This is a genomic window from Kitasatospora sp. NPDC048298 (assembly GCF_043201465.1).
In the GTDB taxonomy this organism is placed as follows: Bacteria; Actinomycetota; Actinomycetes; order Streptomycetales; family Streptomycetaceae; genus Kitasatospora.
In genome coordinates, this window is record NZ_JBICYZ010000074.1 from 1 (window position 1) to 14294 (window position 14294).

Here is a 14294-nt window from a genome sequence, read left to right on the forward strand (position 1 = left end):
GCCCCCCCCCCCCCCCCCCCCCCCCCCCGCGCGCGGGCGGCCGGCCGCGCCCCCCCCCCGGCCCCCCCCCCCCCCCCCCCCACGCCCACGGCCGGGGCGCTCGCACCCGCCACCCAGGGGGCACTACCCACACAGGGAGTCATGCCGTGAACGGCTGTGCAGATCAAATGCTCGACATGGAACTCCTGCTTCCCTCGGGAGAACCGGTCACACTGCCGACCCTCCTGTCCTACCGCTCCTACGACCCGCTCGCCGTGCGCATCGTCTTCCACACCGACGCGGACGGCCGGGTCCCCTGGGTCTTCGCCCGCGACCTGTTGGCACAGGGCCTGCACAGACCGAGCGGGCAAGGGGACGTACAGGTCTGGCCGGGAGCAGTCGGCCATGAGGAGGTACTGAACCTCGCCCTCTCCTCGCCGGAGGGGACCGCCTGGCTCCGGGCCCCGCTCCACGTGGTGGCCGAGTGGCTGGAGCGCACCCACCGACTGGTACCCGCCGGGCGGGAAGCCGACGGGTACGACCTGGACGCCGAACTGTCGTACCTGCTGCCGGGCACCCGCCCAAGGCCCCTGCCCCGGCCTCGGCCGCTTCCGTTCAGCGGCCCGGCCGACCCCGGCGGGGCACACCGCCGCAGCAAGTGAGCAGCAGACGGAGCAGGAGCACAGAGATGAGAGCCCTGGCCTTCGCGCCGCGTCCGGCCGCCATCGTCCGGTGGCGGGAAGCACCGAGCCGCGCCCTGCGGCTGCCGCGCGTGCCCCGGTTGTCGCTCCCGGGATGGTCGACCACCGTCCTCACGCGCAGCGTCAAGGGACTCGTCGCGGCCCTCCTGGCCTGGCAGGCCGCCTCGTGGTGGCTCCCCGGGCAACAGCAGTACCTCGCCGTGGCCACCGCCCTGGTCATGGTCAACGCCCCGACCATCTACCGATCGGTGACGCAGGCCCTGCGCAGCGTGGCCGCCCGGGCCGGGGGGCTGTCACTGGCCGTGGCCGTCGTGTGGCTGCTCGGCCCGGCCGCGGGAAGCGTCGCCGCGATCCCTGCCATCGCACTGGTCGCCGGAGGCCGCAGGGGCTCCGACAGCCGCCTGCAGATCGCCTCGACGGCGACGCTCACCCTGGCGGCGGCGACGGCCGTCCCCGTGGGCCACGTCGTCACCCTGACCCTGGCCACCCTCACCGGTGCGGCCGCCGGCATCGCGGTCAACGCCCTCATCCTCCCGCCCGTGCACCTCCGCGCCTCCGACACCTCGGTACGCGAACTCGCCTCGGCCATGGGAGAACTGCTCGGCGACATGGGCCGCGGACTGCGTGAGCGGCAGCACACCGACCGCGCCCACCAGTGGCTGGAGCGGAGCAGGCACCTCGACGACCTGGCACTCCAGGCACAGGAGGACGTACGCCAGAGCCAGGAGAGCCTGCGCTGGAACACGCGGTGCATCGTCCACGGACAACAGAAGCCGACGGACCACGGCGAGGCGCTGCGCGCCCTGCACCGGGTCTCCTTCCAGGTCCGGGGCATCGCACGGACACTGGCCGACAGCGTCGACGACCACGCCGGTCACGGCCTGAACCGGCTCTTCCTCGACCGGTACGCGGCGACCCTGGAAACGGCGGAGCGGGCGATGGAGTCGTTCGCCGCCCCTGGGCATGCCGCCGGCCCCGATCTCGACAGCCTCTGCGGGCCGCTGCGCCGCGCGATCGACGACGCCACGACCTGGCACAGGACGATGACCGACGAGATCAGGCACGGCACGCTGGCCGAACCGGGTGCCTGGCACGTCTACGGATCACTGATCACCGACATCGAACGCCTGCTCGCCGATCTGGAACGCGCGAACCGACTCACCCCGACCACGCCCGGGCCCCGCCCGTCGTGAAGCGCCCGGCTTCCAAGCCGGTTCGCAGGCCGTCCGACCCATCGACACGGGCAGACCGGCGCGGATTCGTTCGTGCCCGTCCTGGCCCATCGCGACGACTTCGCTCCATCGCTTGACGCTCGAATCCGCGGCCCGTACGGTGGATTGTGTTGGTTGAAGGTTAAACAAAATGCGGCGGAGAGCTCCCTTTCTCCGGCCTGCGCCGAAAGCAGCCAGGCATCCGATAACCCCGAAGGAAGAAACATGAACCGCACGACCATGCGACGGACCGCCACCGCGACGATCTCCCTCTTCCTCGCCGGCGCCGCCGCCCTCGGCGTCTCCGGCCAGGCCATGGCCGCCACCGCCCCCGCCCCCGCGGCGGCCGCGGCCTCGCACTCGTCGTCGTCATCGGCCACCACCGTCGACAGCAGCCTGCGGATCGACTCCCTGCCCGCCCACCAAATCGGCACCGACCACCGCTCGTACGAGTTCACCGTCCGCTACGCCGACGACACCCGCCTCGCCCAGGCCCAGCAGATCCTCGTCCTCTCCCCCGAACACGGCCCCTACCTCCAGAGCGACGACATCCGCCTGGAGTGGTTCGACAACGCGACCCGGCGCTGGGAGCCCATGGACCTGGACTCGCAGACCGGCACCCTCTACACCCGGATCCCGCTCCCCGGCCGCATCCTCACCCACGACGGCGACACGGTCATCCGCTACCGGATCACCGTCCAGCGCGACCTGCCCACCGCACTGCGGCACCTGACCGTACAGCCCCGCGCCATCCTCTACACCGCACCGCAGACCACCGGGACCCAGGCATAACCGCAGGCGGCACCACACCCGCACGCCCACCACACCGACGCCCACGCCGCGAGCCCGCCGGCTCCGCTCGCGGACGCCGCCGACGCCGTGGCCGGTACGGCACCGGAGCCGGCGAGCCCGCCCGGCCGAGCAGCGGAGCCGGTGGAAATCGTCTTCACCGACACCCCGCACCGCACCGAGAGGGCGGCCATCTCGGACGCGCTGGACCGCTTCAACGTCGGCATCACGGGAATCGACGACCGGCGCCCCCTCGCCGTCCTGGTCCGCGAGCCCGGCGGCCACCGGATCCTCGGGGACCTGTCCGGCCGTACATCCCTCGGACTCCTGTTCATCGACCTCTTCTACCTGCCACCCGAGCTGCGCGGCCAAGGACTGGGCAGCCGGATCCTGCGCCGGGCCGAGGAGGAAGGGAGGGCGCGTGGGTGCAAGGCCGCCGTCCTGTACACCATCAGCTTCCAAGCCCCGGAGTTCTATCAGCGGCACGGCTGGCACCACCTGGGAGAAGTACCCTGCATTCCCTCCGGCACCAGCCGCATCCTCATGACCAAGGAACTCTGAGCCAGGGGCACTGGCCTTCGGCAAAGGCGCCGCCACCACCGGCCGTGCTGCCGGTGCTCTGCGGCCCGGCCCGGCGCCTTCGTGGCGGAGCCGGGATCAGGCGGGCGGGACGGTCCCGGCGGCAGGCAAGGCCAGGCCGTGCAGGCAGCTGCGGGCGTGTGACAGGGCCACAGCGGCGCAGCGCAGGTGGTGGTTGACGACGGGGATCAGGGTGCCGCGCAGGCGGTCGGCGGTGTGCAGTGCGGTAGCTGCCTGTTGCAGCAGGCCGCCGGTGCGGTGGACGGTGTGACCGCGGTCGCTGGTGCGGTACTCCTCGGCGAGGGCCTCGGCGGCGTGGGCGAGTTCGCCGACGCCGGGGTCGTCAACCGGTTCGGCGCCGAGAAACTCCAGCATGGACGCCAGTTCTGCCAGCCGGGCGTTGCGGCGTGTGTCCCACCACGTACTCACGTTGCGATCATGCACCACGAGGCGCCGCGGCAGGTGAGGAACGGGCCAATTTCCCCGCACCGGTGTGGAATCGGCCTGCGGAAGGTGCGTGACCGGTATCCCGCTTCCGGCGGCGGTTCGACCCGGGCCCTTGCGTTGTGAGGCGCGGCGCCGTCCGAAGGCCCGGGGACGTACGACGTGGGGCTGGGGGGTCAGGCGCAGGGTCGGCCGGCGGGGTTCGGGGCGGACGGCGACGATGCCCAGCGGGCGGGCGGCCCGGATTCCGAGGCGACAGAATTGCAGGAGGACGGCCGCTACGAGGTCGGTCCGGCCGGGCCGGTGCGCCCGTCCTCCGAATGGCCACGGGGGCGTGCCCCCGTGGCCCGGCACGGGCAGCGTGGCCGAGGAGCCCGGGTGGGGCGGCGACCGCCGAGCACCCGCGCCCACGAACCACGTTCCACCGCTCGCTTCCCACAGGAGTGTCCCGTGCTTTCGGACAAATCCCGGCCCGTCATCGCCGTCACGCTGCCGGTCGTCGCCGAGCACATCGGCGAGATCGCCAAGCGCTTCTACACCCACATGTTCGGCGAGCATCCCGAGCTCCTGGACGGCGTCTTCAACCGCGGCAACCCAGGTTCACGGCCACCAGCAGCAGGCACTGGCCGGCTCGGTGGCCTCGTTCGCCACGACGCTGGTGGAGACAGCGGATGCGGATGCCCGACGGGAAGCTCCAGCCGCGCCAGTACAGCCTGACCCGGGCCGACGACGGGGAGCACCGCCAGTTCTCGGTCAAGCGGGTGCGCGGCGAGGGCGCCGACCCCGATGGCGAAATGTCGACGCTGCTGCACGACTCGGTGAAGGTCGGCGACACCCTGACGCTGTCGCCGCCCTACGGCGACGTGGTGCTGGACGACGCAGGGCGACCGGTGGTGTTCGCCAGCGCGGGCATCGGGATCGCCCCGATGGCTGAACCCCGGATCCTGCCGGGACGGCCGGGCGGGCAAGCGAGTCGGGTGTCAGGGGCATCGCGCCATCTGGGATCGCATGCGAACTTGTGAGGCCGTCTCCGAACTTGATGCGATTTCCGGCCCGCTTTCCGTCACACACACCAGTGAACGTGCCCCGGATCGGGGGCGTGAACGAACCGGTTGCCGCTCTCCTGGGGGCTCTGTCCGGGTCGGGCATCTGCCCGCTGATCACGAGAGTGGGGCCCTGGTGGGGATGAGAACACGAAGGACGTGCGTCGCGCGGGCCGCGGTGCTCGCCGTCGCGCTGGCCGGCAGCGGGTTGCTGACGGCGCCGGCGGCGTTCCCGCAGAGCGGGGACGGGACGGTGACGGTCCGGGTGATCCGGGCCGTGGACGCCTCGGGTGCGTGGACGCCCGCGCTGGAACCGGGGCTGGCGGGCGTGAAGGTGACGCTCACCGGCGGGGACCGGGTCCACGTCGAGGGCACCACGGCGGCCGACGGGACGGTGACGCTGATACCACCACCGAGTCGGGAACACAGCGGCAAGTACCGGGTGCGGGTGGTGAATCCGAAGCCGGGCGTGCTGTTCCCCGCCTTCGCCTCGCGGCAGGGGCTGGAGGGCGCGCCGAACCAGCTGAGCTCGAACGAGGAGTTCGTCGACCTCTCCGACGGCAGGAACATCTCGTACACCACGGGGCTGTGGAGCCCCGGCGACTACTGCCAGAAGAACGCACCCCTGGTGACGACCTGCCAGAACACCACGTGGGGGGGCGGTGCGCAGCGCACGCTGGTGTCGTTCCCGTACGGTGCGCGCGGCCAGGACGGCGTGGACGTGAACGTCACGAACATCGCCACCGACGCGCAGACCGGCACGCTGTACGGCATCGCGTGGAACAAGGCCGACAGGCGGGTGTTCTCCTCGGCGGCGGCCAAGCGCACCACGGACTACGGCCCGGGTGGCTCCGGCGGGATCTACGTGACCGACCTGGCGCAGAAGAGGACCACGCTGTTCACCACCGTCCCGGACGCCGGAAGCACGGCACACGGGCCGGGGACGGACGACGCGTTCCTGGCGGTGCCGGGGAAGGAGAGTCTCGGCGGGCTCAAGGTGACGGACGACGGCAGGGACCTGTTCGTCGTCAACCTCAACGACCGTCAGCTGTACCGCTACGACGCCTCCGTGTCGACCGCGTCGGCGCCGAAGGCCGTCTACCCGATCCCGGACCCGGGCTGCCCCTCGGCGGGTGACTGGCGCCCCTTCGGTCTGGGCCTCCAGGACGGGACCGGCTACCTCGGCGGTGTCTGTTCGGGCGAGTCGACGGGCAAGGTGTCGGACCTGCGGGCGATCGTGCTGCCCTTCGACCTGGCCACCGGCGCGTTCCGCCGGGCCGTGCTGGACCAGCCGCTGGACTACCCGCGCCAGTCGACCGTCGGCTCGGGCCCGTGCGACGGCGCGGGCTGGTTTCCGTGGACGAACACCTACCCGACCACGCAGAACGGCCAGACCTGCTCCGGCTACCGTGCCCAGCCGGAGCCGGAGCTGGGCGAGGTCGGCTTCGAGACGGACGGCACGATGCTGCTGTCCTTTCGCGACCGCCTCGCCGACCGGGCGACGGGCCAGGCGGCGGCGGGCGCCGCGGTCGGTGAGGTGCTGTCGGGCGGTGACCTGAACAAGGCCTGCCTCGCGAACGGCACCTTCGTGATGGACACCGACAACGGTTGCGGGCTCTCCCCCAGGGGCACCCGCTTCTTCGACACCAGTCGGTTCGGCTTCCACCACAACGCGGACTACGCCGGGATGGCGCTGTCCAAGGTCGAGACCACCATCGGGACCTCCGGGTACGACCCCGACAACACGGCCTTCGGCTACGGGACGTCGTTCCTCCAGCGGGCGGACGGCAGGCCGGACCCGAAGCCCGGACTGCGGCTCAACCCGGCGGACGTGCCCGCGCCGTTCGGCAAGGGCGCCTCGATGGGCGATCTGGAGGTGCTCTGCGACCGGGCGCCGCTGCAGATCGGCAACCGGGTCTGGTACGACCCCGAGCGCACGGGCATCCAGAAGCCCGGCCAGCGCCCCGCGGCGGGCGTCACCGTCCACCTCTACGACGGGTCGGGCAAGCTCGTCGGAACGGAGAGGACGACCGCACGCGGCGAGTACTACTTCGACGACTCGAACGTGGACGGCGGCCTCAAGCCGCACACCAGGTACACGATCCGGCTGGACAACCCGTCCGACTACGCCGAGGGCGGCCCGCTGTACCGGTGGGTGCCCACCAGGCACGACGTCGGTGACGATCCCTTCATCAACTCCAAGGGCATCGCCCCGCCGGGGAAAAGGTATCCCGAGCGGGTGCTGACCACCGGCGGGCCGGGCGAGAACGACCACACCCTCGACTTCGGTTTCCGGCACTGCGGGTGTGGGCACTGACGCAGGTCGAGCACGACCGGGGCGGCAGGCTGCCGGCGGGCGTGACGCCCGGCGGCGGCCTGCGGCGCGCTGCCGGGGCCCGGCGCGGTCACCCTGCTGCCGATCGGGGTGGTCGCCGTCGCGGATTCGTCGACATCATGCCTGGTCGAGCAGTTCCGTTGTCCACTCTCTCTGCTCGGCGGTGTCAGCTGGTCCCCGGCATGGTCGACAAGGGCGGCGGCGCGATCGTCAACGTGAGTTCCGTCGCGGCCGACAAGGCCGTGGTCGGGGCCACCGCCTAACGGTTCGAGCAAGTCCGCGGTCAACCAGCTCACCCGGATCCGGGCGGCCGAGTACGGCCCGGCCGGCGTACGGGTCAACGCCGTCCTTCCGGGCGTGAGCGAGACCGAAGGCGTGCGGGCCTCGCTCGCCGATGAGGATCGCAGCGACCTCCTCGCCATGACCCCCGCCGGCCGGGGCGGCCTGCCCGGCGAGGTCGCCGAGGCCGTGGCCTTCCTCGTGTCCGACGCGGCCTCCTACGTCAACGGCGCCTTGCTCACCGTGGACGGCGGAGCGTCCGTCCGCTGGCCGTGTCCGCGTCTGACGGGTGCTCAGGAAACGCGCACCGCAGTCACCAGGGCAGCCGGTCGCAGGCTCCCGCTTCCTTCACCCCGCCGCCGAGTGATCACTACTGAAAGGACCTCAACGGCTGCGCTGATCAAGTACTTGCAACGGCCGCATCATTTCATTGTCCTCATGGTCGATGATGTGACAGTGCCAGACGTACCGTCCCGCAATGCCGAAGCGAACCTTGACGCGGGTGATATTTCCCGGCAATGCGATCACGGTGTCCTTGTATCCGCCTTCCCCCGGTTGCGGGGGTGACAGTTCTCCGCCCGTGATGGCTTGGCGGTCGAGGACCTGGAATCCGATCTGATGGATGTGGACAGGGTGCGCGTCGGGGGTGAAGTTGTACACTTCCCAGATTTCGGTGTCGTCCTTCACCGGTGTCTCGGTGACCGGGTCCGACCACAGGAGCGGGGTGGCCGAGCCACTTGGCGTAACTGTTCCGAGCGTGGCCATCGTGGGCGCTCCGGTGAAGTACGCGGAGTCCTCTTCGTTGAGTGACAGCTTCCGGACCGTCCGGCTCTCGGGAAGCGCCGGGATCGGAGGGAGCACGATCCGTGACGGCGGGACACTGGTGTCGGTGGACGTGAGGGGGACGACAGTGAATTTCATGACCTGCCCCGTGGTCGTGATATCCGCCGGCGTGAAGTCGGTGACCGGCGCGCCGCCGCCGTACGCCTCGTCCGGGCCTTCATTGATCAGGTAGAGCCCGGTGCCGACCGGGGTGCCGGTGAAGTCGACCACCACGTCGGCGCGTTCTGCGGGGGCCAACAGGAGTCGATCCGACTGGACCGGGGCCGGCAGGAATCCCTGGTCGTTTCCGATCTGCCAGAAGGGCAATGCGGGGCTGACGGGGCGGGGGGCTGTGGCGTCAGCCGCGATCTTCAGGATAAGAGTACGGGCGTTGCTCGCGTTGAGGATGCGCAGGCGGTACCGCCGCGGTTCCACGTCGAGTACCGGCCAGGTGTTCCCGTTGACGACCATCGTGGTGCCGAAGAACTCCGGGTTCCAGATCGGCGGAATATCGGTGTCGGGGATCCAGGGACCATCCGGCGGGGTGTCCCCGAAGTATCCGCGATTGCTGGGGAAGAAGATCGACCCGTCCGTATTGAAGGACTTGTCCTGAACCACCAGGGGGATTTCGTAGGGGTGAGCACCGTGCGCACCGCCTTGCCCCGGGGCCGGCCCGGGAAGTACTCCCGAGGGGAGATCGGCAGGTCCGCCTCGCAGCAGGTAGAAACCGGCAAGGCCCGCGTAGACATTCACCCGAGTCATGCCCAGGGTGTGGTCGTGGTACCAGAAAGTTGCGGGGCGCTGGTCATTGTCGTACGCGAATGTTGCCGACCCGGGGCGCCAGCGGACGCCGCAACGGTCGCGGAACTGCTCGGCAAACCGGTCGTAATAGGTGCCTACGCGGGCATAGTCGCGAGGGATGTCACGAGATGCCGGCAGGTACCAGGCTTCGGGGTATCCGTCACTCTCTTCTCGGCTGTACCCGCCGTGCAGATGGGTCACGATGGGCACCGGTCCCGTGTACGGCCCGGGAGTGGTCGAGAAGGTGGGCCGCGAATCACGTCCGGCCCTTCCGCCGGGAGGGTTCGCCCAGTGCAACGTGGGGTCCACAGCGCACAGATGGGGCAGATAGAGGCCGCGCGAGGTGACGAGGTCGTTGACCCATGTCACGGAGATCGGCCGATCCACACGGGCTTCGATGGTCAGGCCCGGCGTGTGGAACGACTGCTGGTGGCCCACGGCTCCGTAACCCCAGACCGTGGTGGCCGGCATCCCGCTCGGCAGCATTTGCTGTCGGAACTGACGGATCGCGATGCGGTAGGAGTCCCGGCCCTCGCTGGGCATTTCACCGAGAAGAAACAGCGGCATCCGGTACTTCGGTACGGACGACGGATCGAGCGCGCCTCCCGACGGCCGCGAAGGATGCGGATGGTGCCGACCGACTCGAAGAGCCCCCGGACCGGACGGAGAATTGACCGCGTAGGAATGCCCGTTCGCAAGTGCGCCGGCAAAACCCACGGCACCGACTGCCGCGACCGTGGTTCTGAGCAGCTTGCGTCGACTCGGCAGAGAATTCTCGGCGACATCAGCAGCCTGCGAATTCTCCAGAGGACCGGCATCCTTGATCACGCCCGAATGATATGCGCGGATATGGAGCACGGTGCCATTTCTGCCGGTCGACATGCCACACCCCTTAAAGTCCGATCATTGGACTATTGCCGCAGCGGCAGATCTTCCCTCCAGTGAAGGAACCTGATCTCCCCGCGCTTCGCGGAGCTATCAGCAGCGAGGGAAGCCGGTCTCGGGGATCCACTCGGAGGGTCCGTACGACCGCGAGAGGGCCCGTGCCACGCGGATCGCGCGGGCACGGGCCCTCTCGGATCATCCCAGTGGTCCCTGTCCGGCCCCCGGGGTGAGGGGGAGGGTGGTCAAGGTCGCGGGTGTGTTGCCGACGGCCGAGGGGTCGGCTTAGTACCAGTGGTGGGACTGCCAGAAGTTCCAGGCGGCGTTCGGGCTGCCGTACCGGGTGTTCATGTAGTCCAGCGCCCACTTGATCTGGGTGGTCGGGTTGGTCTTCCAGTCCGCACCCGCGGAGGCCATCTTGGAGGCCGGCAGCGCCTGGCCCAGTCCGTACGAACCCGAGCTCGGGTTGGTCGCCGTCACGTTCCAGCCCGACTCGTGGGAGATGATCTGGCTGAACGAGGCCAGCTGGTCCGCCGGCACGATCTGGGCGGCGAGGGCCTGCGGGGAGGCGTCCGCGGCCGAGGCGACCGCGGGGACCACGGCGGCACCCAGGGCCGTCACACCGGCGGCACCGGCAAGAATCGCGGCAGAGGTACGCATACGGAGCTTGAAAGCGGGCATGTAGAACCAGACCTCAATCGGGTTGGGCCGAGTCACTCCCCGTTTTCGGACCATGGCCGGACAGGGGCCGAACGGTCGCGGGGCGTGGCTTGGCGGTAGGCCGTTCACCGGCGGGACAGGTGCCGGTGTGGCTTGATGCAGCAATTGTTGCCAGGCGGGGCCGGTCACCGACAAGACCCCCTCGCTACGACCCACCGTCGTAGCCATGGGCGGACGGCACTGGTCCGCGGGGCGGGTTGCGCGGCCGGCCAACGTGCTGAGCTGCGCAGATGTCGCGGTCGGGCTCGCGGGCGGCGGCGGTGCACGGCCACTATCGTCCGTCGTGGACCTTTTCCGGCGTGAGCGGGCTCACGGTTTATGTCATGGTTTGTCCGGTTTGCCGGTCACTGACCGAACTGCCGCCGACGCTCTGAGTGCGGACGATCCCCCTCCGACCGAGACCGGCGTCACACGCGCGACCACTCCCCCGGCACAGCCGGCTCGATGCGCTCGCGCCCGGGCCGGAAGCCGGCGCCGACGCCGCACTGGTGCAGGGACAGCGGGACTTCTTCGGCGCGCACACCTACCGCCGGGTCGACCGGGACGGAATCCTCCACACCCGCTGGGAGGCCGAGGGCCGCCCGGAGGAACAGCGCTGATACGCCCCTCGACTGGTCCAGAAGATCGTCGACGATCTGATCGGCGCCATGCTCGCCGGCCCCGGGCCGGTGGACCCCGTCCCGGCGTTCGCGCTGCCCGTGCCGTCACTGGTGACTGCGCGCTGCTCGGTGTCCCGTACGCCGACCACGACTTCTTCCAGACCAACAGCAGGATCCTGGTCAGGCTCCTCCGGCTCCCTGCCCGGGTCCACGGCCTTCTCGGCTCGGCCCCACCCGGTGCGCGGCCCGGCCCGGGAATCGCGTATCCGGGCCATGGCCGCCCGCCGCGCCGCGTGTCGAGCCCGTCTGGCGGCCCTCCCGGCGGGCGGGGAGAATGGTGATCGCAAGGCTTGCCGCCGCGAGACGCGGAGTGGGTAACTGGTGTGAAGAGCTCCCCTCGCCCCGCCGAGTCCGCCACACCGCTCGCACCCGGGCCCGGCCCCGGTGAGAAGGGGCTCAGATCGGGCGCCCTGGGGCTGTTCTCCTCGGTGGCGATCGGGATCTCCTCGACCGCGCCCGCATACAGCCTGGCGGCGACGCTCGGAGTGATCGTGGCCGGGGTGGGACTGCAGGCCCCCATCATCACCATGCTGGCGTTCGTGCCGATGCTGCTGATCGCGTACGCCTACCGGGAACTGAACGCCGTCGACGCCGACTGCGGGACGACCTTCACCTGGGCCACCCGCGCATTCGGCCCACGAGCCGGCTGGATGGGCGGCTGGGGCCTGATCGTCGCCGACGTGATCGCGATGGCGAACCTGGCCGAGATCGCCGGCATCTACGGCTTCCGGCTGGTCGGGCTGGAGTCGCTGGCGACCAGCCGGATATGGACCACCGTGGCCGGGGTGGTCTGGATCGCCCTGATGACGGCGGTCTGCTACGTCGGCATCGAGGTGTCGGCGGCCGTGCAGCGCTGGCTGCTCTGCCTGGAGGTCGCGGTCCTGCTGCTTCTCGCCGTCACCGCCCTGGTCAAGGTCTACACCGACGGCCCGCCGACCGCGGCGCACGTCTCCGCCTCCTGGTTCAATCCGCTGAACGTCCCCTCCCCTCAGGCGCTGACCACCGGGGTGCTCGCCGCGGTGTTCATCTACTGGGGGTGGGACACCGCGCTCACCGTCAACGAGGAGACCGCGGACAGCCGGCACACCCCCGGGCGGGCCGCCGTGCTGTCCACCGTGCTGCTGCTGGGCATCTACGGTCTGGTCGCCACCTCGGCGCAGGCCTTCGCCGGAGTCGGCACCACGGGCATCGGGCTGGCCAACCCGGACAACTCCGGAGACGTTCTCTCCGGCCTCGGCGGGGCGGTGTTCGGCACCGCCGGGCTCGGCCACGCACTCACCAAACTGCTGATCCTGATGGTGCTGACCTCGGCGGTCGCCTCCACCCAGACCACCATCCTGCCGACCGCCCGCACCGTCTTCTCGATGGCCGCGCACAAGACCGTGCCGTCCGGCTTCGCCCGGCTGCACCGCCGGTTCCTGACCCCGACCTGGTCGACCGTCGGCATGGGGCTGGTGTCGATCGCCTTCCTGGTGCTGCTCACCTCGGTCAGCCGCAACGTGCTGGCCGACTCCATCGGCTCGGTGGGCCTGGCGATCGCCTTCTACTACGGTCTGACCGGCTTCGCCTGCGTCTGGTACTACCGCCGGGTACTCACCCGCAGCCGCCGGGACCTGCTGTTCAAGGGCGTGCTGCCCGGGATCGGCGGGCTGATCATGCTGTTCCTGTTCTGCTACGCCGCCTTCCACGTCTACGCCGCCTCTGGCTACGGCGCGACCTCCCTCCGGCTGCCGCTGTTCGGCCAGGTCGGCGGGGTGACCGTACTGGGGCTGGGCGCGCTGCTGATCGGCGCGGCGCTGATGCCGGTGGTCACCCGGGAGCACACCGCGGCGCTGCGGCTGCAACGCAGCCTTCTGCCGCATCGGCTGCCGGCGCTGAGCGCGGTCGAGTCGGCCAGCCGCTACCTGCCGGCCGACACCCGCTCCGGGGTGGGCGGGGACTGGTACGACGTCATCCCGCTGTCCGGCAGCCGGGTCGGCCTGGTGGTCGGCGAGGTACTCGGCCACGGTCTGCGGGCCGCCGCCGCGATGGGCCGGCTGCGCGTCGGCGTCCGGGTGCTGGCCCGGATGGACCTGGATCCGGACGAACTGCTCGCCCGCCTGGACGACGTGGTGCGCGAGGAGAACGGCCAGGGCAGCCCGCGCGGCGGCGGCGTGACCTGCCTGTACGCGGTGTACGACCCGGTCGACGGCCGGTGCAGCCTGGCCCGGGCAGGCCACGCGCCGCCCGTCGTGGCCGACCCGGCAGGCGGCGTCCGCTACGCGGAGCTGCCGGCCGGGCGGCCGCTGGGGCAGGGCGGCCCGCCGTTCCAGCACGCCGAGCTGAACCTGCCGGCCGGCAGCCTGATCGCCCTGTACACGGACGGCCTGGTGGAGGCCGTCGACGGCCGGCGCGGGCTCGCCGAGACGCTGGCCGGGCTGCACCGGCCGCTGGAGAGCCTGTGCGACGAGGCGCTGGCGACCCTGCTGCCCGGGCCGGTGGACGACGACGCCGTCCTGCTGCTGGTCCGCACCCGCCGGCTCGACGCCGGGCAAATCGCCGACTGGGAGCTGGTGCCCGACCCGGCGGCGGTCGCCCGGGCGCGTCGCCTGGCCACCGACCGGCTGGACGAATGGGGCCTGGCGGAGCTCGCGTTCACCACCGAGCTGATCGTCAGCGAGCTGGTCACCAACGCGATCCGGTACGCCCCCGGGCCGGTCCGGGTCCGGCTGATCCGGGACCGCAGCCTGATCTGCGAGGTCTCCGACACCGGGCACACCTCGCCGCACCTGCGTCAGGCCGCCCGGGACGACGAGGGCGGGCGCGGCCTGTACATCATCGCCCAGATCACCGAGCGCTGGGGCACCCGCTACACCGAGGACGGCAAGACCATCTGGACCGAGCAGGCCCTGCCCGACGAGGGCTGACGACCACGACCGGCCATCGGCGCTCCCCGGATCACGCCGAGCGCGTCCGGCTCCGGGGCGCGGGCCGCATCGGGCGGGCCGGAGGTGTCGACGCGGCACTGCCGGTCGATCCGGGAGAGGAGAGACGTTTAACTGTGGGGTGGG

Annotated in this window: 12 protein-coding genes and 3 pseudogenes; 12 read left to right on the forward strand and 3 right to left on the reverse strand. The window is 70.9% G+C overall.

Annotated features, from left to right (window positions below; translation table 11 throughout):
* Window positions 1-176 precede the first annotated feature (176 nt).
* The 4 genes from ACGF0D_RS36355 to ACGF0D_RS36370 all read left to right on the forward strand — a co-directional run bounded on the left by ACGF0D_RS36355 (window position 177) and on the right by ACGF0D_RS36370 (window position 3241).
* Window positions 177-641, forward strand: coding sequence for an SsgA family sporulation/cell division regulator (locus ACGF0D_RS36355; protein WP_392923745.1), 465 nt, complete (start codon window positions 177-179; stop codon window positions 639-641).
* A gap of 26 nt (window positions 642-667) precedes the next feature.
* Window positions 668-1873 (forward strand): aromatic acid exporter family protein, encoded by a 1206-nt coding sequence (locus ACGF0D_RS36360; RefSeq protein ID WP_392884521.1) that lies wholly within the window; start codon window positions 668-670, stop codon window positions 1871-1873.
* 243 nt (window positions 1874-2116) lie between these two features.
* Entirely contained in the window at window positions 2117-2683 is a 567-nt protein-coding gene (locus ACGF0D_RS36365; protein ID WP_392923748.1) for a hypothetical protein, read from the forward strand.
* A 141-nt stretch (window positions 2684-2824) separates the two neighbouring features.
* Complete coding sequence (locus ACGF0D_RS36370; RefSeq protein ID WP_392884523.1) at window positions 2825-3241, forward strand: GNAT family N-acetyltransferase; 417 nt, start codon at window positions 2825-2827, stop codon at window positions 3239-3241.
* A gap of 96 nt (window positions 3242-3337) precedes the next feature.
* Here the strand turns inward: ACGF0D_RS36370 and ACGF0D_RS36375 are convergent, their stop codons facing one another.
* Complete coding sequence (locus tag ACGF0D_RS36375; RefSeq protein WP_392923751.1) at window positions 3338-3688, reverse strand: hypothetical protein; 351 nt, start codon at window positions 3686-3688, stop codon at window positions 3338-3340.
* A 465-nt stretch (window positions 3689-4153) separates the two neighbouring features.
* Between ACGF0D_RS36375 and ACGF0D_RS36380 the strand changes: the two genes are divergently transcribed.
* From ACGF0D_RS36380 to ACGF0D_RS36400, 5 genes and pseudogenes are all read left to right on the forward strand, one after another.
* Complete coding sequence (locus ACGF0D_RS36380) at window positions 4154-4420, forward strand: hypothetical protein (RefSeq protein WP_392923754.1); 267 nt, start codon at window positions 4154-4156, stop codon at window positions 4418-4420.
* Window positions 4375-4725: an FAD-binding oxidoreductase gene (locus ACGF0D_RS36385; protein WP_392923756.1), complete on the forward strand. Its 351-nt coding sequence runs from the start codon at window positions 4375-4377 to the stop codon at window positions 4723-4725. The genes ACGF0D_RS36380 and ACGF0D_RS36385 overlap by 46 nt, the downstream gene beginning before the upstream one ends.
* A gap of 163 nt (window positions 4726-4888) precedes the next feature.
* Window positions 4889-7063, forward strand: a complete 2175-nt coding sequence (locus tag ACGF0D_RS36390) for an SdrD B-like domain-containing protein (RefSeq protein ID WP_392923758.1) — start codon at window positions 4889-4891, stop codon at window positions 7061-7063.
* Window positions 7064-7221: 158 nt separating this feature from the next.
* Window positions 7222-7344, forward strand: a complete 123-nt coding sequence (locus ACGF0D_RS36395) for a hypothetical protein (protein ID WP_392884527.1) — start codon at window positions 7222-7224, stop codon at window positions 7342-7344.
* 13 nt (window positions 7345-7357) lie between these two features.
* Window positions 7358-7606: pseudogene (locus tag ACGF0D_RS36400) on the forward strand (SDR family NAD(P)-dependent oxidoreductase); the annotation flags it as partial.
* Between the two features lie 138 nt (window positions 7607-7744).
* On the opposite strand, the gene ACGF0D_RS36405 reads toward ACGF0D_RS36400, so the two are convergent.
* Both ACGF0D_RS36405 and ACGF0D_RS36410 read right to left on the reverse strand, forming a co-directional pair.
* Window positions 7745-9811 carry a multicopper oxidase family protein gene (locus ACGF0D_RS36405; RefSeq protein ID WP_392923761.1) on the reverse strand — a complete coding sequence of 689 codons (2067 nt, stop codon included), beginning with the start codon at window positions 9809-9811 and terminating at the stop codon, window positions 7745-7747.
* 339 nt (window positions 9812-10150) lie between these two features.
* Window positions 10151-10525: a transglycosylase SLT domain-containing protein gene (locus ACGF0D_RS36410; RefSeq protein ID WP_392923764.1), complete on the reverse strand. Its 375-nt coding sequence runs from the start codon at window positions 10523-10525 to the stop codon at window positions 10151-10153.
* A 539-nt stretch (window positions 10526-11064) separates the two neighbouring features.
* Between ACGF0D_RS36410 and ACGF0D_RS36415 the strand changes: the two are divergent.
* The 3 genes and pseudogenes from ACGF0D_RS36415 to ACGF0D_RS36425 all read left to right on the forward strand — a co-directional run.
* A pseudogene (locus tag ACGF0D_RS36415) lies at window positions 11065-11184 on the forward strand (hypothetical protein); the annotation flags it as partial.
* Between the two features lie 15 nt (window positions 11185-11199).
* Window positions 11200-11366 (forward strand): annotated as a pseudogene (locus tag ACGF0D_RS36420) (cytochrome P450); the annotation flags it as partial.
* Between the two features lie 201 nt (window positions 11367-11567).
* On the forward strand, window positions 11568-14150 hold the full coding sequence (locus tag ACGF0D_RS36425) for a SpoIIE family protein phosphatase (RefSeq protein WP_392923767.1): 2583 nt from the start codon (window positions 11568-11570) through the stop codon (window positions 14148-14150).
* Window positions 14151-14294 lie beyond the last annotated feature (144 nt).